The following is a 24,097-nucleotide window of genomic DNA, read 5'->3' on the forward strand; positions in this document are numbered from 1 at the left end:
TGGAAGATGCCGGTTTGGGTGTGCCGGTGTCTTGACGTGGGGCGTCCTCTCGCTTGGCGGGCCGCCGTCCCGTCTCATTCGGCGGGAGCAGACGATCCAGTGTTGGCGGCATAGGGCGGAAGCAGGAAAAGCAGCAGGCTGCCGACGGCCATCACGCCGACAGCTACGACCACCGCAGCGCGATAATGGCCGATCATGTCGTAGCTCAGGTCCATCAGCACCGGCGTGATGCCCTGCGCGCCGATGACGGCCGAATACATAACGCCAATGATGACGCCAAAGCTGCGTAGCCCGAAATATTGGGCGATGAAGTAAGGCAGGGCGCCGAACTGGGCGCCGAGCGCAATGCCAAGACACAGGCCTGCAACGGGCAGCAGGGCGCCGAAGGGTGAGAATTCGAGCAGCAGTAGGCCGAGAATGGCGAGCGCATACATCGGCACGACGACGCGCGGGCCGCGGCTCTTGTCGAGCACGCGTCCGGTGAAGATCTGCCAGAGCGAGCCGGTCAGCGCGAAAATGCTGACGATGGCGGTGCCGGTGCCAAGGCCATAGCCACGATCCGCCAGAATGGGCACGACATGGCTCAGCACCGCGATCATGGTGCCGCCACCGGCTGCGATTGCGACCAGCATCAGCCAGAAGGGCGCGGTGCCGATGGCCTCACGCAAGGTCATGCCGTCCACGATGGGGGAGGCTGTCTCCGATGGGTTGCTCGGCGCTGCCGGGCGCGGTGCATCGCGCAGCAGGAAGAAAAAGATCGGAAAGCCGACGCACAGGATCAGTGCGCCGATCCCCAGATAGCCCGCGCGCCAGCCGGCTGTGGAGACGATCAGCGCGGTCATGATCGGCACGCAGACCGAACCAATGCCGTTGCCGAGCCCTGCGCTCACGCCAAGCGCGGTGCCCCGATTGGTGTCGAACCATTCCGCCACCAGGCGCGAGAAGACCGAGGTGGCGGGCAGCGAGCCGAACAGGCTGATGGCCAGAAAGTTGAGGTAGAACAGCATCAGATTGCCGTTCGTGAGCGCGAGGCAGGCGACGGCGAGGGCGAACAGCACATTGCCCAACAGCACCATGTTGCGGGTGCCGTGCCGATCGGCATAGCGGCCGGCGAGCGGATAGATGCATGCGCTCACGACGGCTAGGATCGCCAGCACCATCGAAATGCTCGATCGTGCCCAGCCGAATTCCTGAGAGAGGGGCACAAGGAAGGTGCCGAAAACCGCATGAACCGTGGCGGTCTTGCCGAGCGCATTGCCCGCCGTGGCGGCGATCAGCACGCCGGTCCTGCTTTTGTTCAGTGCGGGCGCTTCGCTGAGAGGGCCGTTCGCGGCGTCGAGGGCGATCGCCGGCGGCGGGGTCATAGCGTCCAGGCCGTTTTGGCGGCTTGCGTGGTGACCATCAGGGCGCAGTTCTTGCTGAGCACCTTGAGCGTCGCTTCATGCAGTCCGGGCTCATAGGCGGCAGTGGCGTCCGATACGACAAACACATTGAAATTGCGGTGGAAGGCCGAGCGGGCTGCGGCGTCAACGCAGCAGTCAGTGCTCAGGCCCGTAATCAGCAACGTGTCGATACCGCGCTCGGTGAGTTGGGCCTCAAAGTCGGTGCCGTGGAAGCAATTGTAGAGAACCTTCTCGACCTCGATATCGCCCGGCTCGGGCAAGAGCCGATAATAGTCAGCACCATAGCCCTTGCGGCAGATGACCTGTCCGCCGGGTTCGCCGCGACGCGTGTAGAAGGTCTTGAGCGCCTCGGAATCGGTTTCGGGCGTCGTCACCACCCGCACGAAGGCGAGCGTGACGCCAGCCGCACGCGCCGCGGCGACTAGCTCCTCGGCCTTGTCGATGGCAGCATGGGGTGCGGAGAGATCCACCCCATGCTGCCCGAGCAGGCCCTCGGGGGCGGCCCAGTCGTTCTGGATATCCACCAGCACGAGCGCGGTGCGCTCGGGCGCGATCATCCCCGCCAGATCGCTGGCGGCGACGTGGGGAATGTCCACGAGCGCCGCGTCAGGCATGGACCGGAACCTTGCCGGGGAAGCGCTCGCGCAGGACCGGGAGGACACGCTCGCCGAAGATCGGGATGTCCTTCATGTAATCCGGGAAGATCAGCATCAGCCCGTCCGTGCCGGAAACCTCGAAGAGTTCGGTGAGCTTCTCGACCACCGTCTCGGGCGTGCCGATGACATGGGGGGTCATGAAGCCAGCCCGGCTCTTGCGGGTGAAGTCGTTTTCCTTGCCGATTTCGCTGTCGAGGAAGCCATAAGCGCGCATCATGCCGTGCAACGCGCCTTCGTCGAAGCCGTCGCGGATGGATTGCGCAAAGGCTTCTGCTTCCGCATCGGTCTCGCCGAACACGGGCGTCATCATCGAATAGGTGCGGATCGGCTTGCCGATGTCGGCAGCGACAGCCTTGGCCTTCTCGCTGGCGGTCTTGAGTTCTTCCGGTGTCCCGCCGGAAAGGAAGATCGCATCCACCTCGTCAGCCGAAAAGCGCATGCCCTTGCCGGAGGTGCCGGCGCAGACGAGGAAGGGGCGGGTGGAGGGCGTCGGCAGCGAGCGGCAATCCTCCAGCGAGAAATATTTGCCTTCTTTCGTGACGGTTTCGCCGGTCCACAGCGCCTTGATCGCCTGGATCCATTCGTAAGCGAGGTCGTAGCGCTCATCATGGTTCACATCGTCGCGCCACGCGCCCATCTGTGCGAACTCGTCCTTATAGGAGCCGGTGACGATGTTGAGGCCGGCGCGGCCCCCGCTGATCTGGTCCAGCGTGGCGACCATCTTGGCGACAACGCCTGGATTCTGCAGGAGCGTGTGAACCGTGCCCCACACCTTCACGCGGCTGGTCGCTTCCGCCACGCCGGCAATGGTGAGGTAGGAATCGAGCTGATAGTCCCAATGCTCGGTCTCGCCGCCGAAGCCGCGGTACTTGGCCATCGCCATCGCGAAATCCAGCCCGTGCTTTTCCGTCAGCACCGCCGCATCGCGGCAGTAGCTGTAGGACGCATCGATGTGCGGCTTGTTTTTCGAGAGGATCCATCCGCCGTTGGCGATGGGAAGGAACACGCCCAAATCCTTTCCTCCTGTGTCGGAGGGCAACCCGAAGGGCGTCGGCGTAATCTCGCTCATAATCTCAATCCCGTGACCTTATTGGCACGCCCACCTTATCGCGCCGACCGATCCGTTCTTGATCATTCGCGCATATTATATTGGTCGGCCCTCGATCGGATGGGCGGCGATGAAGGCTTCCACGTCGCTCCGCAGTGGCATGGCGGGCACGGCGCCGGGCTTTTGCGTGCACAGGGCGGCCGCGGCATTGGCGAAGATCAGCAGGGCCTCGTCCGTTGGCCGAGCGTCGCCGGTGCGATCGAGCATGGCGCACAGCGCGCCGACAAAGCAGTCGCCAGCGCCCACCGCGTCGCGCGGCACGACCGGAAAGGCCGGCACATGCACCGCGCTGCCTGCCCGCACCGCTATCGAACCGGATGCGCCGAGCGTGACGATGACGAGCTGATCGTCTCGGCTGATCAACGCTCGGGCCGCCAGCGCGGCCTGCGGCGTCGCTCGCTCTTCATGCTGGCCGAGATAGACGGCCAGCTCATGCTGGTTGACGATCAGCACGTCCGTCGAGGCGAACAGGCGTTTGGCTTCCAGAACCGCAGGGGCCGCATTGAGGACTCGCACCGCCTGCTTTCCCGGTGATGCGGCAAAGAACGCCGCGACGGTTTCGACTGGTACTTCCAGCTGAGCGACGCGGATATCGGCGTCTGCCACGGTATCGACCATGGCGGGCGCCAAGGCGGCGTTGGCGCCGGACGCCACGATGATCTGATTCTCGCCGGACGTGTCGACGGTGATGTAGGCGGTGCCGGTCGCCGCTCCTTCGACAGCGATCACTGCGCGCGTGTCGACCCCGGCGGCGGAGAGCTGCTCAGTCATCCAGACGCCGGATTCGTCTTCGCCGACCGCACCGATCATGCGCGTCTGCGCCCCTGCGCGCGCTGCGGCGACGGCCTGATTCGCGCCCTTGCCGCCGGGCAGGCGCTCGGACTGCAAGGCAAGCACCGTTTCGCCGGGCCGGGGGAGGGCATCCACGGACTGGATCAGGTCCACATTGATCGATCCTGCTACCACCACCGCCATGCCGGCCTCCTTCTGAACTGCCTCGCTCCCAACCATGATCGGCGCCCCGTCACAATGCGCCGCGCGCCGGCGTGCGCTCCCTGACAACAATTGCGGTCTGCCTTGCAAAGCGCTGCGCTGCCACGGGCGTACACAGGGCGCAGCAACTCTCAACAAGGTAGATGACGCATGGTGAACTGGCTGATCACAGGTATTGGCGGCGGTCTCGGCGAAGCGCTGGCCCAGGCCGCGCTCGACCGGGGCGACCAGGTTTTCGGCACGTCGCGCAGTGTCGAGGCGTGCGCCCGTTTCGCGGCGCTGGCGCCGGGGCGCTCCTTTGCGCACGGCCTCGATTTCGGCGACCCGGTCGCGCCGGCCGCGCTCGTGGCGCTCGCAGAGGAGACCATGGGCAGTGTCGACCGGCTGGTGAACAATGCCGGATACGGGCTGATCGGTGCCGTCGAGGAAATCACGCTGGATGACGCGCGCGCGCTGTTCGACATCAACCTCTTCGGTGCGATTGCGATGATCCAGTCGGTGCTGCCCGCCATGCGCGCACGGAAGGCGGGGCATATCGTCAACATCACCTCCGTCAGTGGCCTGGCGCCCTGGGCGGGTACGTCCATCTACGGGGCGAGCAAATATGCGCTGGAGTGCATCGGGCAGACGCTGGCGCAGGAGGTCGGCCCGCTCGGCATCAAGGTCACCAACGTCGCGCCGGGCGGCCTGCGCACCAATTTCGCGGGCGGGTCGCTGCGTCTCGCCGACCGGATCATCGCGGACTATGAAGGCTCGGCCCATTTCGCCCGCCAGTCGCTCAAGGAAGGCGTCGGCAAGGAGAAGGGCGATCCGATCCGCGCCGCTGCCGCAATCCTCGCCGCGCTGGACGCCCCACAACCGCCCATGCACCTGTTGTTGGGTGAGGATGCGCTGCATTATGCCGAAGGGCAGACCGATCTGCTGCGCGCAGAGATGGAGCGTTGGAAGGACTATTCCCTCTCCATCGCCTACCCGGCCGAGGAGATGGCAAGCGCCGATGCATGACAGCCGCCTGCCGGCATGGGCCATCGAGCGCGGGCGCTATCTGAACAGCTTTTCGGCGATCGTGCCGGGGAGGACTGCGTTGGTCGTGATCGACATGCAGACGGCGTTCCTGGCGCCAGGCGCGGTGTTCGGCAATCCGTACGGGATGGACATCATCCCGGCGGTCAACCAGCTCGCCATAGCGATGCGGGCCGCCGGCTGCCCGATCCTCTGGACCCGGCAGAGTGTCTCGGACGATCCCCCGCTCGCCATGGCGCCCTGGCAATATGATCGGGCCGATCCTCATGTGCAGGCCGCCATGGAGGCCCTGACGCCCGGGCACCCGGCGCATGGCCTGCATCCGGCTATGGCGGTGGAGACGGGCGATGTGGTGCTCGACAAATATCGCTATAGCGCTTTCGCCTGCCCGGCTGGCCAGCTTGAGGCGCAGCTGCGCGAGCGGGGCATCGAGATGCTGGTCATCGCCGGAACGCTGACCAATGTTTGCTGTGAAAGTACCGCGCGCGATGCCTATATGCGCGGCTACAAGGTCATTGCCGCGCTGGACGCGATGGCCGCGGTGACGGATGAGGAGCACAACGCAGCGCTGCTCAACCTGCGCCTCAATTTCGCGGACGTGCGCGAGAGCACGTCCATCATCAACATGCTGTAAAGCAAGGAAGACGCTGACATATGGCTGAAGCAGGCGCGAGGACGACCCACCACGAGATCGATGACATCTTTACCCGCCGCTGGTCTCCACGCGCCTTCGATGGCAGCGCGGTGGCGGAAAGCGAGTTGCTGCGGTTGTTCGAAGCCGCGCGCTGGGCGCCGTCGGCGTTCAATGCGCAGCCCTGGCGGTTCCTGTACGCCGTGCGCGACGGCGCGGACTGGACGCGGTTCCTCGATCTGCTGATTCCTTTCAACCGGAGCTGGGCGGAAAGCGCCGGCGCGCTGATCATCATCCTCTCCGACACGCAGATGCGCAACCCGGACGGCACGCCGAAATCCACCTCGCACAGCCATTCCTTCGATGCCGGCGCGGCATGGGGCATGCTCGCTATGCAGGCTACCCTCGCCGGACTTTACACGCACGGCATGACCGGGGTCGACTTCGACAAGGTTCGCACTGAATTGAGCGTGCCGGACGATTTCCGCATCGAGGCGGCCATCGCGGTGGGGCGCATTGGCGATGCATCGACCTTGCCTGAAGGCCTGCGCGAGCGCGAGCAGCCCTCTGACCGCAAGCCCGTGGCCGACTTCGCCTTTGCAGGGGGCTTTCCCGCGGCCTGATCGGTCCCGTCTGTCGGCAATAAAAGACCCCGGAAAGCAGTGCTTTCCGGGGTTTCTTCATTTTTCCAGGAGAAGCAGGCAGGTCAGGACAGCAGCCGGGGGACGGAAATCGCGCCGACTGTGAATCGTGCGTCCGGATGTTCCTCACCGCCGTCGCGCGGCTTTTCGCGGTGCTGCACGACGCCGTTCTTGCCGAAATTCTCGCCAACAGGCCGTCCCGAATCCCGGTGCAGCCACAGGCGAAGCAGGTGGCGGCGGCGTTGCGGTTCCGGGAAATCGTTGAACGATGTCCGCGCGTGCAGCGCGGCATAGTTGGACAGCCACTGGATGTCGCCGGGGCGGAAATCCATCTCGATGGCCATGCCCGGCTCATAAGTGATGTCGTCGAACAGCTTGAGCACTTCGATCTGCTCGGGCGTCAGGCGTGGCGCCTCGGGATAATCCTGCGCGGTGAGGATGTAGAGCGACCCCGCATACATGCTGAACACGCCCTCTTCCATGCTGATGATGGGCGAGGTGTAGGTGTTGGCGGGCGCATTATGGTCCTGCCGGCGCCAGTCCCAGTGGAACGGCTCGAGCAGCAGGGGCGCCAGATCGGGCCGGCGGGCGAGGATCTCATTGTAGATCTGCGCGCCCGAGACGAGACAGGATGCGCCGCCTTCCTTGGCTGGGCGCAGGCACATCAGCGCCACGATATCCGAGCTGTCCGAGTGGTAGACGAGCTTGTCCCGCACCTTGGAGGAGAGGGCGGTGGGATCGTCCATGGTCTTGTCGGAGGTCGCATAGACATGGTCGATCAGGTCGCCCATTTCGTTCTGGCGGATGGGGTCGCCCATGTGCAGGCCCAGAATATAGTAGATCGCCGCCGAGAGCGCGTCCGAGTAGAGATGGGTGCGCAGGCCGCGCACCAGCACGAAGCCCCGGCCGTAATCGACATCGCGACCCCATTCGGCGGCAGCGTCGGCGCAGGCAACCAGCGGATAATCCTGCTTGGAGACGAAACGCAGGTCAGGATTGGCCTCTACGAACCGGGTGCCCAGCGTTTCCAGTTCCGCAACCTGATCCTCCGAGAGCCGGTAGATCCAATCCTGAGATTGGGACAGCGTATCGCCGCGCCAGGCGGCGTCGGTCCGTACCGGTTCCAGGGCTATGGTCGTCGTCGTGGACATGGTCAGCGCGGCTCCTCTTGCAAGGCCATTATCGTCGTCTGGATCTGATCCTGCCTGACTAAAGCGTCCCTTTCTTCCCGTCTTGGCAGCACATGCAAAATTAGTGTCCGGTGCGCGAATCAAATGCGGGCGTGGGCGCACCGCCAGCGTTCGCGCCGACCAGCCGGTGGTGATGCTTCTTATATAGGGCGCGCAGGTCGAGCGCCCGCCCGGACCGTGTTGCAATGCAGCATGGCGCATTTGCATCAACAAGTTCTGCGCCCCGCCTCAAGATTAAGTTCCCCAAAACTGGCTCAATGCAGGCTCAGCGGCACTCAGGGAAAACCGGGGCCGGAACAATCGCCGGAGAGGAGCCGCGAGGTCAGGCCGAGAAGGGGACCGCGACAATGAGCGATAGACTAGGAAAGACATACGGATATTTCATGGCGGGTGCGGCGATGGCCGCGCTGATGACCAGCGCAGGTTTCGCGCAGGAAGCGCCTGCGGATAGCGCGAGCGCACATGATGGCGACGAGATCGTCATCACCGCCTCCAAGGTGGATGTGAGCCTGCAGCGCGCCAACCTCTCGGTGTCCGCCGTGACCGCAGAGACGCTGAGCATGGCCAACGTCACTGATGTGACCGGCCTCAACGGCTCGGTGCCCGGCCTCGTGGTCGCCAAGAGCGGCGGCGCCGAGCGCATCATCACCATCCGTGGCATCGGATCGGAAACGCCGGAGAACACCAACACGCAGCCTGGCGTCTCCTATCATGTCGATGGCGTCTACATCTTCAACTCCATTGCTGCCAACGCGGCGTTCATCGACGTGGCCCAGGTCGAGGTGCTGCGCGGCCCGCAGGGCACGACCTTCGGTCAGGGCTCGACGGGCGGCACGATCAACGTCGTGTCCCGCCAGCCGGTCCTGGGCGAATCCAGCGCGAACGGCGAGATCGGCATCGGCAACTACAACATGCTGAAGATGAATGCCGGCGTGAACGTGCCGCTGGGCGATACGCTCGCCCTGCGCGTCGCCGGGCAGCACCAGAAGCATGACGGTTATGCCGTGGCGACTGATGTCGTGGGCTTCGGCCAATATGAACTGGATGACGCCAACGAAACCGGCTGGAAGGCGGCCCTGCTCTGGGAGCCGACCGACAGCATCTCGGTCAGCCTGAACACCATCCAGTATCGCAGCAACACCCATGGCACGGCGCAGAAGAACGTGTTCGATCCCGAGACCGATCCGCGGCGCCTCACGCAGGATTATCCCGGTCGGTCGGTGGTGAACACAGAGCTTTACTACGGTGTGGTTGCTTTCGATGCCGGCTTCGCGACGGTGAAGTCGATCACCAGCTACCAGAAGGTCCACAGCGAGCAGAGCTGGGATGCGGACGGCCTGACGGCCGACCTCTTCGAGGCACTGACCTACAGCCCGCTTACCTTCGGCGGCACCCGCTACGACCACGTGGCCATGTGGGAGAGCAACACCAAGAGCTGGACGCAGGAGTTCAATATCTCCTCCACGCACGAGGGGCCGTTCCAGTGGATCGCTGGTGCGGTGTATCTGCAGTCGACCAACGACCAGTATATTCTCGAATATCGCGGCAGTGACGACAATCTCGTTCCGCCCGTCCTGCCGGTTACCACACCCTATAACGACCCGCTGGTCGGCAATCTCACTTATGCGGAGCTCTCGTCGATCAAGCGTGAAGCCTGGGCCGCCTATGTGCAGGGCACCTACGACTTCTCATCGCAGTTCAGCCTCACGGCAGGCATCCGTTACAACAGCGACAAATATAGCGGTCAGGGAGCCAGCAACAGCGACACCGCAAGCTACACGTCCGGCGCCTTTCTCCAGCCGACCCCGACGGACGGCCTGAGCACGACGGAATGGACAGGCAAGGTGGCGCTGGACTTCAAGATCACGCCGGAAAATCTGCTCTACGCCAGCTTCACCCGCGGCTTCAAACCGGGCGGCATCAACAGTTCGGCTGCAGGCGGCAACAGCTCCTCGTCGCTGGGCTTTGCGACCGGTATTCAACCGACCTACAAGCCCGAGACGGTCAATTCGTTCGAGATCGGTTCCAAGAACCGCTTCTTCAACAATGCGCTGACCTTCAACGCCTCCGCTTTCTATTATGACTACAGCAACATGCAGTTCCTCGACGAGGATGCGATCCTGTATGGCGAAGGCACGGCCAACGCCCCCGGCGCGCATATCTACGGCCTGGAGCTGGAAGGGGCCTGGGCGGTCACCAGCAAGCTGAAGATCGACGGCTCCGCCTCGTTCCTGCGCGGCAAGTTCGACGAGGATTATCTCGCGCTCGATCCGGTGAAGGCCGACGAAGCGCAGACGGCGGCGGGCTATCCCGACTGGCTGTTCTGGAGCAACTTCTACCCCGCCGTGCTGGCGCGTGAAGCGGCTCGCGAGAATATCAACGGCAACCGGGTGCCCAAGCTGCCCAAGTTCCAGGGCTCGATCGCGGTCACCTACACCGATCAGCTCGGGGCCGGCGAACTCACGGCGCGGGCACAGTATCTCTATCGCGGCCAGTTCTTCTATCGCGTGTTCAACGACGATTTCTACGACAAGACGCCGTCCTACGACACGGTCAACCTGTTCGTGAAATATGCGCTGGACGATGCGCCGGTTTACTTCAGCGCTTCGGTTACCAATGTGTTCGATACGACCGGCGTGAACTCGCGCTTCTCCGACCCTTATGGCAGCTCGCAAGGGTTCGAGACGTACATCGCGCCCCGGCAGGCGATCTTCTCGGTCGGCTTCAACTTCTGATCACCACTGGCACTGCCTTATAAGGGCAGGCCGACACGGCGGCGCTCTTCCTCTCGGGGAAGGGCGCCGCTCCTGTTTGGCGGTGTGTGGTCGTGCCCTCCGTTCGTCCTGAGTAGCTGCTGAGCCTGTCGAAGCAGCGTATCGAAGGCCTGCTCCGTGCGCTGCGATGCTTCGATACGGCTCTTCGATACGCGCCTGCGGCGCACCTCAGACCCTACTCAGCATGAACGGTGGGCGCTCTGCGCACCGATCAAAGGAAGTTATTCGGCCAGATCATCGTGCGCCACATGTGCGCGGTGGGTGAGCGATCGAAGCCCAGGCCTTCTTCTGGCTCCCGGAAGTGCCGCCCGATGATGTCGGTGAACTCTTCGGGGTCGACCGGCGGAGACTGGTCGAAGAAGTAATAATCGTAGATCGTGACCAGCCGCGAGCTCATGTACCATTTGTGGTTGCGGGCATATTCGGCATCGCGCTGGATATATTCGGGCGGAACATAGTCCGGCCCGAAGAAGCGATCATAGCTCTCCGGATATTCATATCCCACCGACTCATCCGCAAAATAGCGGAGCGGCTGGTGATATTGCACGGCCCAGGCGATCTCTTCGGAGACATAAGGCGCGATCATCTGTGCGCCCCAATAGCCATGGTCGGCGCGCACGAAGCATCCGTTGGAAATATCGTGCAGCAAGCAGGCAAGGACGATCTTCTCTTCCTGCCCATCGTCCAGCGCGCGCTTGGCGCTGGTCAGCAGATGGCGGATGGCAATATCGTTGAACCGATATTTGAAGAAATCCATCAGTTTTGGCTGTTTCGGCATACGCGGCAGCGCCGGGTTGTCGCCCATCATGAAGACGTGATTCTCATCCATCTGGCGGATGAGGTCCGGCTCCGGGTCAGGCATGCCGGTGCCGATCCTGCCCACCGGGGCAGGCACGATCATGCGGGTGCGGCCTTCCTGGGGCCAGGGATGGTCATCGCACATCAGGTCTCTCCATAGTCAATCGCGGTAGCGCTCATAAGGAACGATTATCACCTTCATGCGGGCATGAATGATCTTAATGCACCGAAATTTGCAGATTATTAGGTGAATATGGACGGTACCGGCGCCAAGCGCGGTCGATTACGCCGTATTGAGCGGCAGCTTCGTGCTGTCCTTGACGACGTCTAGCGCAAAGGTGGTGCGCATGTCGCGGACGCCCGGCAGCTTGAGCAGCACGCGCTGGGCCAGTTCGGCATAGGCATCCATATCCGGCGCCAGCACTTTCAACAGGAAATCGAACTGCCCGGCCGTGATGACGCAACCCACGATCGCCGGCTCGTTCAGCACGGCCTCCTTGAACTGTTCGATGATGGAGGAGCCAGAGGAGCCCTTGGTAGCGCCGCTGGGCGTCTGGGGCACTTTCACCTCTACATAGGCAAGGATGCCAAGGCCCACCCGCTTGCGATCGACGATCGCCGTATAGCCGGTGATGATGCCCTCTTCCTCCAGCCGCCGCACATGGCGCAGGCACGGGCTGGGCGACATGCCGACGCGCTCGGCGAGGGCCAGATTGGTGATGCGGCCGTCCTGCTGCAGTTCGTGGAGAAGCTTCAGGTCGGTGCGGGAAAGATCCGTCATGCGCTGGTGCCGTTCGCTCGCCATGATGAGTAGTCGCCCCGACCTATCATCGCTTCGCTGGCGTGAACATGGCTGGCATGAGGTGGCCGCGCTCGATTGGCAAAGTCGAATTGGCGCTCCGCGCGGTTTGAACGGAAATATGACGATAAAATAGACAAAGTTATCAAACAAAAATGCCAAAATATTGACATTTCGGGCAATCGGGACCATCTAATATCCGCTAACGTCGCACCTCGACGGATTTTGATGCCATTGCAGCGGATTCTTCCTTTGATACTTCGGCCAGCGCCACCGGGACGCGCGTTTCGGTGGGTTTCTTATGTAAAAGGAATGATCCCATGCCCATTGGCACAGTCAAATTCTTCAACGCCGACAAAGGCTATGGCTTTATCGCACCCGACGATGGCGGTGAAGACAGCTTCGTCCATATCAGCGCGGTCGAGCAGGCCGGTATGCACACGCTCGACAAGAATCAGCGCGTGAAGTTCGAGATCACGACCGACCAGCGCGGTCGGGCCTCGGCAACGCAGCTCGAAGAAGCCTGAGCAGCACGCTCTCCCTGGCTGGCTCGTCCAGTCGGGGGTGTGCCTCGCAAGGATTTCTCGCAAGGATTTCCGGGCGGGGCAGGGGAGACGGTAAAACGCCAATCTTCCCATCAGAGTTCACGCTGGGGCCGCCGCGGCCCCCGCGCACAGCCGGCAAGGAGCGTGCAATGTCAGCGACCAGTGATTTCTATCTCGCCCGCGCGGCGGAAAGTGCCGATGCCGCCAGCAAGGCCGATCTGGCCAATGTCCGCGAGCGCTGCCTGCGGGCAGAGGCCGCCTGGCAGCAGATGGCGGACCGACTTATCGAGATCGAGCGCAAGAAGCGTCAGGCCGCCGCTTAAGCGGATCGGACTTCTCTATCAAAACGGCGTGGTTTTCGGGTCACGCCGCTTTTCGTGTTGATTTTCGCTATGTGATTGTGTCCGCCGCCTGATTAATCTCAGGCGCGATGGCGCAATTAAATGGTCGGGGAGAGAGGATTCGAACCTCCGGCCCCTGCCTCCCGAAGACAGTGCTCTACCAGGCTGAGCTACTCCCCGACCGGGCCGACGCTTGAAGCGCCGGCAAGACAGGCGCTGCCCTATAGTCAGGGGTTTGCGTGCTGGCAAGCGCTGCATCGAGAAATCGTCAAACAGCGCGGTAACCCTTGGCTGCGGGATCGTTTGGTCGCGCTTATCAGGGCGGCAGATGGCATGTGCTGGCGCTCGCGCGGCGGCGCGGTTAAGCTCGATCCATGCTTTCATCTGCCTCCCTCGCCGAGTCTGCGCCGCCAACGAGCGCTTCGCCGCATTATGAGCAGCAATATCTCGATCTGATGCGGCATATCTGGAATGCGGGCGATGAACGGGTGGACCGCACCGGCGTGGGCACGCGGTCGATTTTCGGGGCGACGATGCGATTCTCGCTCGGCCATGACGCGGTGCCTCTGCTGACGACCAAGCGCGTCTACTGGAAGGTCGCCGCGCGGGAGATGCTGTGGTTTCTCTCCGGGGATACCAGCATCCGCCCTCTGGTGGCGCAAGGCGTCCACATCTGGACCGACTGGCCGCTGGATCGCTACCGGCGCGAAACCGGCGACATGATCTCCATGGAGGATTTCGAGGCGCGCATTCTGGCAGATGATGGCTTCGCGCAGGCATGGGGCGATCTTGGCCCCGTCTATGGCCGGCAGTGGGTCAACTGGCCGCATTTCGAGCCGGCGCCGGAGGCCGGGGAGGGGCTCTATCGCCGCGCGGCGACCGGGCATAACCAGATCGCGACGCTGATCGATGCCATCCGCAACAATCCCGGCTCGCGCAGGCTGCTCTTCACTGGCTGGAATGTCGATGAGCTGGAGGGCATGGCGCTGCCGCCCTGCCATATGACCTACCAGTTCCATGTCGCGAACGGGCGCCTCAACGGGCTTTTGTTCCAGCGCAGTTGCGATCTGGGCCTCGGCTTTTCCTTCAACATCTTCGGGCTGGCGCTGCTGACGAGGATGCTGGCGCTGCAGTGCGATCTGGAGGCCGGCGAGATCGTCTGGCAGGGCGGGGACGTCCATCTCTATCTCAATCACGCCGATCTGGTGGAAGAGCAGCTGTCGCGGACGCCGTCCGGCTCGCCCAAGCTGAAAATCCTGCGCAGACCGGACACGATCTTCGCGCATCACATCGAGGACTTCGTGGTCGAGGACTATGCGCCGCAACGCGGCATCGCTGCCCCGGTCGCGGTTTAAGGGGCTTGTCGGTGCCGCTGGACGAGCAAAATCTGGCCACAGAGCACGGCGCGGGCGATCAGCCCTCCGCGGAGCGCTTTGATCGCAGTACCTGGGAGCGCAACCGGCTGGTTGCCTCGATCGCGTTGTTCGCGGGGCTGGGCGTGTTGCTGGCCCTGCCGTTCGTGCTTCGGGCTGGTGGTGCTTTCTTTCTTCCCCTCACGGTCGCGCTGGTGATCGCAATCTGCCTCGTGCCCTTCCTCGAGTGGCTCGAGCGGCGGCGAATCCCGTCGCCGCTGGCCGCGCTGATCGCGCTCGTGTCCTTCCTGTTCGCTGTGAATGCCGCGCTGGTGCTCATCGTGGTGCCGGCGGTCGACTGGATCGCTCAGCTTCCCGAGCGGATCGGCCAGATCAAGACGACGCTGGAGCCGGTCATTCGGCTCTATACAGAGGCGCAAGGTTTCATCGACGGGCTGCTCAAGCTGGTCACGGAAACCCGCAGGGCGCCGACGGTGCCCGGCGAGGTGCCGCGCCCCGGCTCGCTACTGGACATGCTGACCACCGCCGCGCCGAGTGTGGTCATCAATGTCGTGTTCGGGCTGCTGGTGATCTTCTTCTTCCTCTCCGGCTGGACGCGCATGCGCCGGCGGACGATTCAGGGGCGGGGCAGCTTCTCGGGCGCGCTGACCATTGCCCGGGTGATCCAGAACGTCGTCGATGCCACGTCGCGTTATGTGCTCACCATCGCGCTCATCAACGTGCTGCTCGGATTCACCGTCGCCGTCGCGCTCAGCCTGTTCGGGATGCCCACGCCGTTCATGTGGGGCGGATTCGTCGCGTTGCTCAACTTCATTCCCTATTTCGGCCCCTTCGTGGCGGCGATCCTGCTGGCGATGGGCGGGCTGATGACCTTTTCCACGGTTGGTTGGGCGCTGATGCCGGCGATCATCATGACCGGGCTGCATCTCATAGAGGCAAATGTCGTGACGCCGCTGGTGCTCGGCGAGCGCCTGAAGCTCAGTCCGCTGATGATTCTCGTCTCGCTGAGCTTCTGGACCTGGGTATGGGGCACCGCAGGCGCGTTGCTGGCGGTGCCGCTGCTGATCATCATCCAGACGGTGCTGGCGGCAGCCGGTAAGCCGGATATCGCCGGTTTCCTGTTCGAGTCCGGAACGCTCACCAGCGTGCCATCGGACCCGCAGGAAGAATATCGCAATTGATCGCGCGAAGCGTGTTGACAGGGCCGGCGCCCTCTTATACCTGCGCCCTCCTCAGCCAAGCGCGGGTGTAGCTCAGTTGGTTAGAGTGCCGGCCTGTCACGCCGGAGGTCGCGGGTTCGAGCCCCGTCACTCGCGCCATTTTCTTCAATGAAGAGAATGGCATCGCGCTGGCTTCCCTCTCCTGAACGGAGCGGGACAAGCCTCTAGAAAATGGATTTGGAACTGGCGCTCAGGCGCGCCAGCGGCCTGTTTCCATCCACACCAGGATGGGCCGGGTCGGGAAGATCCAGATGATCCCCACGATCACATAGAAGACGAGTTGAAGGGCGCCGGGCCAGCGCGCGATCTGCTCCGAGAAGGAGCCGATGATGGCGGCCCAGACGGCGATGATGCCGAGGATGGCGAACATGCCCGCCGGCTTGCGCCAGCTCGGTTGCGGCGCGTCGTTCACGCGGCCTCTCCCTCGATGACGCTCTGCTCGGTGAACAGCATGTGCAGGGGCACGTCCCACGGCTGGATGGGCAGCGCATCGACCATCTGGCAGCTCCACGCCATCCCGATTCGCAGCGCGTTGGGCAGCTTGGCGAAAGCACGGTCATAATAGCCCGCCCCATGGCCGATGCGATTGAGCGAGGGATCGAACCCGACGAGCGGCGTCAGCACCACGTCCGGCGTGACCGTGGCGGCCTGCGGGGCTGGCTGGGGAATGCGGAGCTGGCCCGGCACCAATATGTCGTCCGGCGACCAGTCGGCAAACTCCATGTCCTCGGCCGTGGTCTTGCCGAGCCGGGGTAGACACAGCTTAAAACCACGCTCGTGGAGGAAGTCGATCAGCGCTTCGGTCGGCGCTTCCGAGCCCATGGCCCGATAGATGGCGACGCGCGAGCCGGGCGGCATGCGGGCGAGCACGGGGGAAGGGAGAACCCGGAAGGCCAGCGTGCGCACCGAAGGCGGCAGGCCTGCGACAAAGGCGGAGCGCCGGGCGAGCAAAGAGGAGCGCAGCTTGGCGCGATCAGTATCGGTCATTCTTTGGGTCCTGTCCGAGATGCCGGCGGGGTGACGGGACCGCCATGGCCGTTTGCCGGAAAATCCTCTGACGCCTCAACGTCAGGTGGGGACCATGTAGTTCGGACCTGGGTCCGGCCAGGGACAGCCCCCTTGGATGTGATTATCGCCTCAGGGATGTTCGCTAATGCGCGCACCGGGCAGTACCCGTCCCGCCTTACTTAGGCGTTGGACAGCTGGGCTGCAAGGCTGTCGCCCAAGGCTTCGATCCGCTGGGCCAACGCATCGAGCGCGTCCAGCGTTGCGGATTCGTCCTCCGGCTCGGCGGGCGGTGGTGGCGCGGCTGCCGGGGCGGGCGCCTTGTCGGTGAGGGAATCGGCCAGCAGCAGGCCGGCGAACAGCAGTTGCCGCACCTCGGTCAGCCCGGGACTGCCGCTGCTGACCTGCTGGACCCGCTCGGACATCAATGCGGCCAGCTCGTGCAGGCGCGCTTCCTCGCCATCCCGGCAATGCACTGCATATTGCCGACTGCCGACCATGATTCGTACTTCTGCCATAGATCAGGCTTCGCTCCTGGCCTTTTGAAGATCGCCAATGAGCGCATCGAGCGATTTCAGCGCTGCGATCGCCTTGTCGCGTGAGAAGGGGTCGATATCCACCGGCGGGCCATCATCCTCGATGCTGCCGGCCGCGAGCTGCGCCTCGATTTCCTGCGCACGCGCCTCGGTCAATTCCCGCGCCAGTCCCTCGGCGCGCGTCACGGCGCGTTCCAGCCGCTCGATCGCCTGCATCATCGCCTTGCTTGCCATGAGCGAACCCTTATCACGCTCCCGAGCGAATGCAAAAACTCGTTGCGCAGCTGCGGATTGAGCGTGATGCGGCCAGAATCACCGTGCCTTTGCGGCTGTGGGGCGCCCCGCAGGTTGACGCTTGGGCCGCTAGACGACATGGAGACCGCGCGGCGACTCATGGCCCGTTCTCTCGGTGCCGGCGCGGCCGTTCATCGACCATCTTCGGTCCTTGATCGCTCTGGAGCAACACGCCTGCGGGCCAGATAAAGAAGAAGGGGCGCTCGCCCATGTCAGTCACCGAAAAGCGGCTCGCCGACGCCATTCGCGTCCTTTCCATGGACGGCGTGCAGGCCGCCAACAGCGGCCACCCAGGCATGCCGATGGGCATGGCCGATGTCGCGACGGTGCTCTTCAAGGATTATCTGAAGTTCGATCCGAGCGCGCCCGGCTGGCACGACCGCGACCGCTTCGTGCTCTCGGCTGGCCACGGCTCCATGCTGATCTATGCGCTGCTGCACCTGTCCGGCTATGCCAGACCGACGATGGCGGACATCCGCAATTTCCGCCAGATGGGCAGCCCCTGCGCAGGTCACCCCGAGAATTTCGAACTGGCGGGCGTTGAAGCCACCACCGGTCCGCTGGGTCAGGGGCTGGCCATGGCCGTCGGCATGGCAATGGCCGAGCGGCATCTCAATGCGACCTTCGGCGATCCGCTGGTCGATCACCGCACCTGGGTGATCGCGGGCGATGGCTGCCTGATGGAAGGTATCAACCATGAGGCGATCGGCCTGGCAGGTCATCTGGGCCTCGGGCGCCTGAATGTGCTGTGGGACGATAACAAGATCACCATCGACGGCGCTGTCAGCCTCTCCTCCAGCGAGGATGTGCTGGCCCGTTACGCCGCGACCGGCTGGCACGTGACGGCCTGCGACGGCCATGATTTCGGCGACATTCGCCGCGCGATGGATGAGGCCATGGCCGATCCGCGCCCCTCGCTCATCGCCTGCCGCACCCGCATCGGCCAGGGCGCGCCAAACAAGGCAGGCTCGCACAAGGTGCACGGATCGCCGCTGGGTGAGGACGAAATCACGGCGACCCGCGAGGCGCTGGGCTGGGATCTGCCGCCGTTCGAGCTGCCCGATGACGTGAAGGCTGCATGGGCAGAGACCGGCACGCGCGGCAAGAAGGCTCATGCCGATTGGCAGGGCCGCCTTGCAAGCCATTCTGACAAGGATGAATTCGAGCGGCGCATGGCGGGCAAGCTCCCGGCTGGCTTCTCCATCCAGTCCTATCTCGATGGCCTGATCGCCGAGCCCAAGAAGGTCGCAACGCGCAAGGCCAGCGAGATGGCGCTCGATGCGATCAACGTGCAACTGCCCGAGATGTTCGGCGGCTCGGCGGACCTGACCGGCTCCAACCTGACCCAGTCCAAGGACCAGAAGGTTGCTTTCAGCCGCGACGATTATAGCGGTCGCTATGTCTACTACGGCATCCGCGAGTTTGGCATGTCCGCCGCGATGAACGGCATCGCGCTGCATGGCGGCATGATCCCTTATGGCGGCACCTTCCTCGTCTTTTCCGATTATGCGCGCAATGCCATCCGCATGTCCGCTTTGCAGCGGCTGCGCGTGGTCTATGTCATGACGCATGACAGCATTGGCCTGGGCGAAGATGGCCCCACCCACCAGCCTATTGAGCATGTGATGTCGCTGCGGATGATCCCCAATCTGGAGGTCTTCCGTCCCGCCGACACCATCGAGACAGCCGAGTGCTGGGCGCTTGCCTTGCAGCAGGAGTCCACGCCGTCCTTGCTGGCGCTCAGCCGCCAGAATCTGCCGCAATTGCGCACCGACGCTTCTGAAAATCTCTGTGCCAAGGGGGCCTACACCCTCGTGACCAGCGGGACCGCGCCCAAGGTGGTGCTGATCGCCACCGGATCGGAAGTGGAGATCGCCGTGAACGCCGCCAAGCTGCTGGAAGAGAAGGGGGTCGCCACCAACGTCGTCTCCATGCCCAGCATGTCGCGCTTCCTGGCGCAGGAAGAGGCCTACCGGGCTTCCGTGCTGCCGCAGGGCGCGCTGCGTGTCTCGATCGAGGCCGGCACCACCTTCGGCTGGGCGACGATTACGGGAACCGATGGCATCAATATCGGTATCGACAGCTTCGGCCTCTCGGCGCCGGCGCAGGAAATTTACGATCATTTCGGGCTGAATGCCCAGAGTGTCGCGGCACGGGTTTCCGCCGCGCTGGTTTGACTTTGAGCTAAGGAGTGCAGGACATGGCGATCAAGGTAGCAATCAACGGGTTCGGACGGATCGGGCGCCTCGTCGCGCGCGCGCTGCTGGAGCGCACCGATCATGATTTCGAGCTGGTCGCGATCAACGACCTCGGCGATGCCAAGTCGAACGCGCTGCTGTTCAAGCGGGACAGCGTGCATGGCAACTGGAAGGGCGAGGTCTCGGTCGATGGCGACAGCCTCGTCGTGGACGGCAAGCGCATCAAGGTGACGGCGGAGCGTGACCCCGCCAATCTGCCGCACGCCGAGCTCGGCGTGGTGATCGCGCTCGAATGCACCGGCATCTTCGCGGACAAAGCCAAGGCCAGCGCCCACCTGACCGCCGGCGCCAAGCGCGTCGTCATTTCCGCGCCCGCTACGGGCGTCGACAAGACCATCGTGTTCGGCGTGAACCACGATGCGCTGACCGCCGACGACATCGTCATCTCGAACGCGAGCTGCACCACCAACTGCCTCGCGCCGCTCGCCAAGGTGCTGAACGACGCGGTCGGCATCGAGAGCGGCTTCATGACGACGATCCACAGCTACACCAACGACCAGAACACGCTGGATCAGATCCACAAGGACATGCGTCGCGCCCGTGCCGCTGCGCTCTCCATGATCCCGACCACGACGGGCGCAGCCCGCGCCGTGGGCGAGGTGCTGCCGGAGCTGAAGGGCAAGCTGGACGGCTCCTCGGTGCGCGTGCCGACGCCGAACGTGTCGGTCGTCGACCTCAAGTTCATCGCCAAGCGTGACACGACGAAGGAAGAGGTCAACAGCCTGCTCAAGGCTGCTGCCGACAACGGCCCGCTCAAGGGCGTGCTGGGCTATTCGGATGAGCCGTTGGTCTCCATCGACTATAATGGCGATCCGCGCAGCTCCACCGTCGACAGCCTCGAGACGGCGGTCATCGACGGCAAGCTCGTGCGCGTGCTGAGCTGGTACGACAATGAGTGGGGCTTCTCGAACCGCATGATCGACACCAGCAAGGTTGTTGCTGGCCTGATCTGAGGATTGCGGAACACCGCTGACATTTCTTCGGGCCGGGCATGTTCACACACGCTCGGCCCGATTCACGCATGGGAGAGTGACGACGTGGCCAAACCCTTCAAGACGCTGGACGACATGGGCGATATCGCCGGCAAGGCCGTGCTGGTCCGCGAGGATCTGAATGTGCCGATGTCGGAAGGGTCGGTGAGCGACGACACGCGCCTGCGGGCCGCCGTGCCGACGCTGCTGGAACTGGCGGACCGGGGCGCGAAAGTGCTGATCCTCGCGCATTTCGGTCGCCCCAAGGGCCAGAAGTCGCCCGATCTCTCGCTCAGCCTCGTCACGCGCGGGCTGAGCCATGTGCTGGGCCGCGACGTGCAGTTCATTCCTGACTGCCAGGGCGAAGCGGCAGCTGCCGGCATTGCGGTTATGCGCGGTGGCGACATCGCCATATTGGAAAACACCCGCTTCCATGCGGGCGAGGAGAAGAATGATCCGGCGCTGGCCGATGCTATGGCCGCGCTTGGCGACATGTATGTGAACGACGCCTTTTCCGCTGCCCATCGCGCGCACTGCTCGACCGAGGGCCTTGCTCATCGCCTTCCGTCCTTCGCCGGTCGTTCGATGGAAAAGGAACTGGATGCGCTCAAAGCCGCGTTGGGCCAGCCGGAGAAGCCGGTCGCGGCGGTCGTGGGCGGCGCCAAGGTTTCGACCAAGCTGGCCGTGCTCGAAAACCTCATCGCCAAGGTCGATCATCTCATCATCGGCGGCGGCATGGCCAACACCTTCCTCGCGGCACGCGGCGTCGATGTGAAGAAGTCGCTGTGCGAGCATGATCTGGTCGATACGGCCAACGAGATTTTCGAGAAGGCCGAAGCAGCGGGCTGCACCCTGCACCTGCCCTATGACGTCGCCGTCGCGACCGAATTCGCTGCCAATCCCGCCAGCTACCGCGTGTGCAACGTGAACGAGCTGGCCGATGGGGAAATGATCCTCGACGTGGGACCGGCCGCCGTCGAGGCGCTCGCGGACGTTCTCAAGACCTGCAAGACCTTGGTGTGGAACGGCCCGCTCGGCGCGTTCGAGCTGACGCCCTTCGACACGGCCACCGTTGCGCTGGCCCGCACGGCCGCGGCGCTGACGGCGGAAAGTTCGCTGGTGTCAGTTGCCGGCGGCGGCGATACGGTCGCCGCCCTCAATCATGCCGGCGTGGCTGCGGATTTCTCGTTCGTCTCGACCGCAGGCGGCGCCTTCCTGGAGTGGATGGAAGGCAAGGAACTGCCGGGCGTCGCGGCGCTTACGCGCGGTTGATCAACGCGAGCGAGCGGGAGCCGTTGGCGCCCGCTCGTTCATCAGCGGAATGATTACGCGGTTGAGTTGATCGAGGTCGAAGGCGCCGGTGGCGGCATAACGAACGCGTCCGTCGCGCCCGATCACGAAGTTTGTGGGGAGCGCGCCCAGATGGCGATAGGGGCCTTTCACCCGTCGAACCATCGGGATGGTCATCCCGGCCAGCATTTTCTTGAGCTTGGGGAGCGGCACGGAATCTTCTGTCGCCACGGCAAAAACGCGCAGCCCCTTGTCCTTCAGGATGTCGTGAAAGGCGTCCAACGTCGGCAGTTCCTTGATGCATGGTCCGCACCATGTCGCCCAGAAATTGAGGACGACGACTTGCCCTTTGAGATCGGCCAGCGAAACCGAGCTTCCATCAGCCAGCATCAGCGTGAACGCTGGCGCTAGGTCGCCCACCTTGATCTTTTGACCGTGGGCTGGCCGGGCCACGCTCATGCCGATGATCGCAATCAGTGCGGCAACGGCCGCGAATTTTGAGCGCATCGATCGTCCCCCCTTCCAACCATCTTTCGTTCCGGGCAGTGCGCCCGTCAAGATGGTTGACCGGCTTGCAATATGCGGCGCAGGCGCGGCATAGGCGTGCCACACAGCACCGCCGATTTTGGCACCACTTCGAAAAACAGGACAGGATGATGCAGGACTCCGACATGACCGAGAAGATTGCCAAGGGGCAGGGCTTCATTGCCGCGCTCGACCAGAGCGGCGGTTCCACGCCCAAGGCGCTGAAGGGCTATGGCATCGAAGAAAACGCCTATTCGGGTGATGAAGAGATGTTCGGCCTGATCCACCAGATGCGTAGCCGCATCATCACCTCGCCCGCCTTCACCGGCGAGAAGGTGCTGGGCGCCATCCTGTTCGAGAAGACCATGGACGGCACCGTGGACGGCAAGCCGACGCCGGCCGCGCTCATCGAACGCGGCGTCGTGCCGTTCATCAAGATCGACAAGGGCCTGGAAGACGAGGCCAATGGCGTGCAGATGATGAAGCCGATGCCGGAACTGGACGCGCTGCTCAAGCGTGCCAAGAGCCTCGGCGTGTTCGGCACCAAGGAGCGCTCGGTCGTCAATCTCGCCAACCGCGAGGGGATTGCCGCCATCGTCAAGCAGCAGTTCGAGATTGGCCAGCAGGTGCTCGCAGCGGGCCTGATGCCGATCATCGAGCCGGAAGTGAACATCAAGAGCGCCGAGCGGGCGCAGGCCGACCAGATCCTGCTGGAGGAAATCCTCAAGGCGCTGGATGCACTGCCCGAGGGTCAGCAGGTGATGCTCAAGCTCTCGATCCCTGAAAAGGCCGGTCTGTTCGGTCCGCTGGTCGATCATCCCAAGGTGCTGCGCGTCGTCGCCCTTTCGGGCGGTTACAAGCGTCCCGAGGCGTGCGCCGAACTGGCGAAGAATCGCGGCATGATCGCCAGCTTCAGCCGGGCCTTGCTGGAGGATCTGCGTCACCAGATGAGCGATGAGGCGTTCAACGCCTCGCTCGCCAGCGCGATCGACGAGATCTACGAAGCCTCGACGGACAAGGTCGCGGCTTGACGCGCACGACGGGGCGGCGCCCAATTGCGCCGCCTGCGGTCTCCACCCGATGACAGAGGAAGGGCGGCTCCCTATCTTGGGCGAGCTGCCCTTTTTCATCTGGAGGATGACCATGACCGCGACGACGACTGCTTTGGACGAAATTCCGCTCAAGACCATCAAGGGCGATGATGCGTCGCTGGGCGATTATGCCGGCAAGGTGCTGCTGATCGTCAACGTGGCGTCCAAATGCGGCCTCACCCCGCAATATGAGGGGCTGGAAGCACTCTACCGCAAATATAAGGACGATGGCCTGGTGGTGCTGGGCTTTCCCGCCAACGATTTTGCGGGGCAGGAGCCGGGCTCCAATGAGGAGATCGAGAGCTTCTGCACGACCAATTTTGGCGTGGACTTCCCGATGTTCGAGAAGGTGGTCGCCACCGGGCCGGACAAGCACCCGCTGTTCGCGGCCCTGACGCAGGCGCAGCCGGAGGCGCGCAACGATGGCGCGTTCCGTGAGCGTCTCAAGAGCGGCAACCGCACGCCGAACGATCCGCCGGAACTGCTCTGGAACTTCGAGAAATTCCTCGTCGGACGCGATGGCACGGTGCTGGCGCGCTTCTCGCCGGATACCAAGCCGGACGATGGCGACCTCGTCGCTGCGATCGAGGCGGCCTTGTCGGGTTCCGCCGCCGCCGGTTGACCGCGCGGCC

The 24,097-nt window shown here is 63.7% G+C and carries 25 protein-coding genes and 2 tRNA genes; 14 read left to right on the top strand and 13 right to left on the bottom strand.

The features are described from left to right. Positions 1–74 precede the first annotated feature (74 nt). From M2336_RS09905 to M2336_RS09920, 4 genes are all read right to left on the bottom strand, one after another. Positions 75–1,364, bottom strand: coding sequence for an MFS transporter (locus M2336_RS09905; protein ID WP_264592945.1), 1,290 nt, complete (start codon positions 1,362–1,364; stop codon positions 75–77). Then, positions 1,361–2,017, bottom strand: coding sequence for a cysteine hydrolase family protein (locus tag M2336_RS09910; RefSeq protein WP_264574789.1), 657 nt, complete (start codon positions 2,015–2,017; stop codon positions 1,361–1,363). Before M2336_RS09910 ends, M2336_RS09905 begins: the two co-directional genes overlap by 4 nt. Next, positions 2,010–3,128 (bottom strand): LLM class flavin-dependent oxidoreductase, encoded by a 1,119-nt coding sequence (locus M2336_RS09915; protein ID WP_181559154.1) that lies wholly within the window; start codon positions 3,126–3,128, stop codon positions 2,010–2,012. The genes M2336_RS09910 and M2336_RS09915 overlap by 8 nt, the downstream gene beginning before the upstream one ends. A 75-nt stretch (positions 3,129–3,203) precedes the next feature. Beyond that, positions 3,204–4,142 carry a ribokinase gene (locus tag M2336_RS09920; protein WP_264574790.1) on the bottom strand — a complete coding sequence of 313 codons (939 nt, stop codon included), beginning with the start codon at positions 4,140–4,142 and terminating at the stop codon, positions 3,204–3,206. Positions 4,143–4,310: 168 nt separating this feature from the next. On the opposite strand from M2336_RS09920, the gene M2336_RS09925 reads away from it, so the two are divergent. The 3 genes from M2336_RS09925 to M2336_RS09935 are packed head-to-tail and all read left to right on the top strand — an operon-like array spanning position 4,311 to position 6,437. Further along, positions 4,311–5,165, top strand: a complete 855-nt coding sequence (locus M2336_RS09925) for an oxidoreductase (RefSeq protein ID WP_264574791.1) — start codon at positions 4,311–4,313, stop codon at positions 5,163–5,165. Then, a complete protein-coding gene (locus tag M2336_RS09930; RefSeq protein WP_264574792.1) occupies positions 5,158–5,817 on the top strand; it encodes a cysteine hydrolase family protein in 660 nt (219 codons plus the stop codon). The genes M2336_RS09925 and M2336_RS09930 overlap by 8 nt, the downstream gene beginning before the upstream one ends. 20 nt (positions 5,818–5,837) lie before the next feature. Then, positions 5,838–6,437, top strand: coding sequence for a nitroreductase family protein (locus tag M2336_RS09935; RefSeq protein WP_264592946.1), 600 nt, complete (start codon positions 5,838–5,840; stop codon positions 6,435–6,437). Between the two features lie 83 nt (positions 6,438–6,520). Here the strand turns inward: M2336_RS09935 and M2336_RS09940 are convergent, their stop codons facing one another. Further along, a complete protein-coding gene (locus M2336_RS09940; protein ID WP_264592947.1) occupies positions 6,521–7,606 on the bottom strand; it encodes a TauD/TfdA family dioxygenase in 1,086 nt (361 codons plus the stop codon). Positions 7,607–7,992: 386 nt separating this feature from the next. On the opposite strand from M2336_RS09940, the gene M2336_RS09945 reads away from it, so the two are divergent. Next, the gene (locus M2336_RS09945; protein WP_264592948.1) at positions 7,993–10,380 is read left to right on the top strand and encodes a TonB-dependent receptor; all 2,388 of its coding nucleotides are present in this window, start codon (positions 7,993–7,995) and stop codon (positions 10,378–10,380) included. 250 nt (positions 10,381–10,630) lie between these two features. Here M2336_RS09945 and M2336_RS09950 read toward each other — a convergent pair whose 3' ends face one another. Both M2336_RS09950 and M2336_RS09955 read right to left on the bottom strand, forming a co-directional pair. Next, positions 10,631–11,362, bottom strand: coding sequence for an HD domain-containing protein (locus M2336_RS09950; RefSeq protein ID WP_264574796.1), 732 nt, complete (start codon positions 11,360–11,362; stop codon positions 10,631–10,633). A gap of 138 nt (positions 11,363–11,500) precedes the next feature. Next, a complete protein-coding gene (locus M2336_RS09955) occupies positions 11,501–12,022 on the bottom strand; it encodes an Lrp/AsnC family transcriptional regulator (RefSeq protein ID WP_264592949.1) in 522 nt (173 codons plus the stop codon). Between the two features lie 314 nt (positions 12,023–12,336). Here M2336_RS09955 and M2336_RS09960 point away from each other — a divergent pair, with 314 nt between their 5' ends. Together M2336_RS09960 and M2336_RS09965 are read left to right on the top strand one after the other, a co-directional pair. Further along, positions 12,337–12,543: a cold-shock protein gene (locus M2336_RS09960; RefSeq protein ID WP_181559162.1), complete on the top strand. Its 207-nt coding sequence runs from the start codon at positions 12,337–12,339 to the stop codon at positions 12,541–12,543. Between the two features lie 167 nt (positions 12,544–12,710). Then, on the top strand, positions 12,711–12,884 hold the full coding sequence (locus M2336_RS09965) for a hypothetical protein (RefSeq protein ID WP_181559163.1): 174 nt from the start codon (positions 12,711–12,713) through the stop codon (positions 12,882–12,884). Positions 12,885–13,005: 121 nt separating this feature from the next. On the opposite strand, the gene M2336_RS09970 is transcribed toward M2336_RS09965, so the two are convergent. Further along, a tRNA-Pro gene (locus M2336_RS09970) sits at positions 13,006–13,082 on the bottom strand. 194 nt (positions 13,083–13,276) lie between these two features. On the opposite strand from M2336_RS09970, the gene thyA reads away from it, so the two are divergent. From thyA to M2336_RS09985, 3 genes are all read left to right on the top strand, one after another. After that, positions 13,277–14,257, top strand: a complete 981-nt coding sequence (gene thyA / locus M2336_RS09975; protein ID WP_264574798.1) for a thymidylate synthase — start codon at positions 13,277–13,279, stop codon at positions 14,255–14,257. Positions 14,258–14,364: 107 nt separating this feature from the next. Beyond that, a complete protein-coding gene (locus tag M2336_RS09980; protein WP_264574986.1) occupies positions 14,365–15,456 on the top strand; it encodes an AI-2E family transporter in 1,092 nt (363 codons plus the stop codon). Positions 15,457–15,517: 61 nt separating this feature from the next. Next, a tRNA-Asp gene (locus M2336_RS09985) sits at positions 15,518–15,594 on the top strand. 91 nt (positions 15,595–15,685) lie between these two features. Here M2336_RS09985 and M2336_RS09990 read toward each other — a convergent pair. The 4 genes from M2336_RS09990 to M2336_RS10005 form a co-directional block, all read right to left on the bottom strand. After that, positions 15,686–15,907, bottom strand: coding sequence for a DUF2842 domain-containing protein (locus M2336_RS09990; protein ID WP_264569843.1), 222 nt, complete (start codon positions 15,905–15,907; stop codon positions 15,686–15,688). Then, entirely contained in the window at positions 15,904–16,482 is a 579-nt protein-coding gene (locus tag M2336_RS09995) for a 5-formyltetrahydrofolate cyclo-ligase (protein ID WP_264569844.1), read from the bottom strand. The genes M2336_RS09990 and M2336_RS09995 overlap by 4 nt, the downstream gene beginning before the upstream one ends. Positions 16,483–16,682: 200 nt before the next feature. After that, positions 16,683–17,000, bottom strand: coding sequence for a cell division protein ZapA (locus tag M2336_RS10000; protein ID WP_264592950.1), 318 nt, complete (start codon positions 16,998–17,000; stop codon positions 16,683–16,685). 21 nt (positions 17,001–17,021) lie between these two features. Then, on the bottom strand, positions 17,022–17,270 hold the full coding sequence (locus M2336_RS10005; protein ID WP_181559167.1) for a hypothetical protein: 249 nt from the start codon (positions 17,268–17,270) through the stop codon (positions 17,022–17,024). Positions 17,271–17,539: 269 nt separating this feature from the next. Here M2336_RS10005 and tkt point away from each other — a divergent pair, with 269 nt between their 5' ends. From tkt to M2336_RS10020, 3 genes are all read left to right on the top strand, one after another. Continuing rightward, positions 17,540–19,507: a transketolase gene (gene tkt, locus M2336_RS10010; protein WP_264574800.1), complete on the top strand. Its 1,968-nt coding sequence runs from the start codon at positions 17,540–17,542 to the stop codon at positions 19,505–19,507. Between the two features lie 23 nt (positions 19,508–19,530). Beyond that, positions 19,531–20,541 (top strand): type I glyceraldehyde-3-phosphate dehydrogenase, encoded by a 1,011-nt coding sequence (gene gap, locus M2336_RS10015; RefSeq protein ID WP_181559169.1) that lies wholly within the window; start codon positions 19,531–19,533, stop codon positions 20,539–20,541. Between the two features lie 84 nt (positions 20,542–20,625). Beyond that, positions 20,626–21,831: a phosphoglycerate kinase gene (locus tag M2336_RS10020; RefSeq protein ID WP_264574801.1), complete on the top strand. Its 1,206-nt coding sequence runs from the start codon at positions 20,626–20,628 to the stop codon at positions 21,829–21,831. Here the strand turns inward: M2336_RS10020 and M2336_RS10025 are convergent, their stop codons facing one another. Further along, complete coding sequence (locus M2336_RS10025; protein WP_264569848.1) at positions 21,832–22,356, bottom strand: TlpA family protein disulfide reductase; 525 nt, start codon at positions 22,354–22,356, stop codon at positions 21,832–21,834. A 149-nt stretch (positions 22,357–22,505) separates the two neighbouring features. Between M2336_RS10025 and M2336_RS10030 the strand changes: the two genes are divergently transcribed. Both M2336_RS10030 and M2336_RS10035 read left to right on the top strand, forming a co-directional pair. Next, positions 22,506–23,405 carry a fructose bisphosphate aldolase gene (locus M2336_RS10030; RefSeq protein ID WP_181561363.1) on the top strand — a complete coding sequence of 300 codons (900 nt, stop codon included), beginning with the start codon at positions 22,506–22,508 and terminating at the stop codon, positions 23,403–23,405. A gap of 112 nt (positions 23,406–23,517) precedes the next feature. Then, positions 23,518–24,087: a glutathione peroxidase gene (locus M2336_RS10035; protein ID WP_181559172.1), complete on the top strand. Its 570-nt coding sequence runs from the start codon at positions 23,518–23,520 to the stop codon at positions 24,085–24,087. Positions 24,088–24,097 lie beyond the last annotated feature (10 nt).

The sequence above is a fragment of the Sphingobium sp. B1D7B genome (assembly GCF_025961965.1).
Classification (GTDB): Bacteria; Pseudomonadota; Alphaproteobacteria; order Sphingomonadales; family Sphingomonadaceae; genus Sphingobium.

Bases quoted from the DNA above. Each gene is read 5' to 3' on its own strand.
- M2336_RS09910 (WP_264574789.1), bottom strand. From the start codon at position 2,017: ATGCCTGACGCGGCGCTCGTGGACATTCCCCACGTCGCCGCCAGCGAT.
- M2336_RS10000 (WP_264592950.1), bottom strand. From the start codon at position 17,000: ATGGTCGGCAGTCGGCAATATGCAGTGCATTGCCGGGATGGCGAGGAA.
- M2336_RS09945 (WP_264592948.1), top strand. From the start codon at position 7,993: ATGAGCGATAGACTAGGAAAGACATACGGATATTTCATGGCGGGTGCG.
- M2336_RS09955 (WP_264592949.1), bottom strand. From the start codon at position 12,022: ATGGCGAGCGAACGGCACCAGCGCATGACGGATCTTTCCCGCACCGAC.
- M2336_RS09935 (WP_264592946.1), top strand. From the start codon at position 5,838: ATGGCTGAAGCAGGCGCGAGGACGACCCACCACGAGATCGATGACATC.
- M2336_RS09950 (WP_264574796.1), bottom strand. From the start codon at position 11,362: ATGTGCGATGACCATCCCTGGCCCCAGGAAGGCCGCACCCGCATGATC.
- M2336_RS09965 (WP_181559163.1), top strand. From the start codon at position 12,711: ATGTCAGCGACCAGTGATTTCTATCTCGCCCGCGCGGCGGAAAGTGCC.
- M2336_RS10025 (WP_264569848.1), bottom strand. From the start codon at position 22,356: ATGCGCTCAAAATTCGCGGCCGTTGCCGCACTGATTGCGATCATCGGC.
- M2336_RS10035 (WP_181559172.1), top strand. From the start codon at position 23,518: ATGACCGCGACGACGACTGCTTTGGACGAAATTCCGCTCAAGACCATC.
- gap (WP_181559169.1), top strand. From the start codon at position 19,531: ATGGCGATCAAGGTAGCAATCAACGGGTTCGGACGGATCGGGCGCCTC.
- M2336_RS09940 (WP_264592947.1), bottom strand. From the start codon at position 7,606: ATGTCCACGACGACGACCATAGCCCTGGAACCGGTACGGACCGACGCC.
- M2336_RS10005 (WP_181559167.1), bottom strand. From the start codon at position 17,270: ATGGCAAGCAAGGCGATGATGCAGGCGATCGAGCGGCTGGAACGCGCC.
- M2336_RS10030 (WP_181561363.1), top strand. From the start codon at position 22,506: ATGCAGGACTCCGACATGACCGAGAAGATTGCCAAGGGGCAGGGCTTC.
- M2336_RS09930 (WP_264574792.1), top strand. From the start codon at position 5,158: ATGCATGACAGCCGCCTGCCGGCATGGGCCATCGAGCGCGGGCGCTAT.
- M2336_RS09960 (WP_181559162.1), top strand. From the start codon at position 12,337: ATGCCCATTGGCACAGTCAAATTCTTCAACGCCGACAAAGGCTATGGC.
- M2336_RS09925 (WP_264574791.1), top strand. From the start codon at position 4,311: ATGGTGAACTGGCTGATCACAGGTATTGGCGGCGGTCTCGGCGAAGCG.
- M2336_RS09920 (WP_264574790.1), bottom strand. From the start codon at position 4,142: ATGGCGGTGGTGGTAGCAGGATCGATCAATGTGGACCTGATCCAGTCC.
- M2336_RS09905 (WP_264592945.1), bottom strand. From the start codon at position 1,364: ATGACCCCGCCGCCGGCGATCGCCCTCGACGCCGCGAACGGCCCTCTC.
- thyA (WP_264574798.1), top strand. From the start codon at position 13,277: ATGCTTTCATCTGCCTCCCTCGCCGAGTCTGCGCCGCCAACGAGCGCT.
- M2336_RS09995 (WP_264569844.1), bottom strand. From the start codon at position 16,482: ATGACCGATACTGATCGCGCCAAGCTGCGCTCCTCTTTGCTCGCCCGG.
- tkt (WP_264574800.1), top strand. From the start codon at position 17,540: ATGTCAGTCACCGAAAAGCGGCTCGCCGACGCCATTCGCGTCCTTTCC.
- M2336_RS09915 (WP_181559154.1), bottom strand. From the start codon at position 3,128: ATGAGCGAGATTACGCCGACGCCCTTCGGGTTGCCCTCCGACACAGGA.